The 215-nt window shown below is 64.2% G+C and carries 1 pseudogene; it reads left to right on the top strand.

Going from position 1 to position 215, the window contains the following annotated elements:
• Positions 1-89: 89 nt before the first annotated feature.
• Positions 90-215: pseudogene (locus tag ACFFWD_RS29965) on the top strand (chemotaxis protein CheW); the annotation flags it as partial.

The raw sequence follows: 215 nt of genomic DNA, 5'->3' as shown, positions 1-215 counted from the left end.
GTTCGACCGGCCCGGCCTGATCGCGGCGCTGAAGGAACAGACCGCCGAGGTCAGGAAAGCGGCCTAACCGGACCCAAGGAAGAAGATCGATGACCAGCAAGACCGAGATGAGCGAAGGCGCGATGGCCGAATACGTCACCGCGGTGATCGGCGGGCAATTGTTCGGACTGCCGATCTCGCGGGTGCAGGACGTGTTCATGCCGGAGCGGCTGACC

Source organism: Bradyrhizobium erythrophlei (assembly GCF_042430365.1).
GTDB classification, from domain to species: domain Bacteria; phylum Pseudomonadota; class Alphaproteobacteria; order Rhizobiales; family Xanthobacteraceae; genus Bradyrhizobium; species Bradyrhizobium erythrophlei.
The sequence above is the reverse complement of the archived record's forward strand: the minus strand, read 5'-3'. Positions and strand labels throughout refer to the sequence as shown.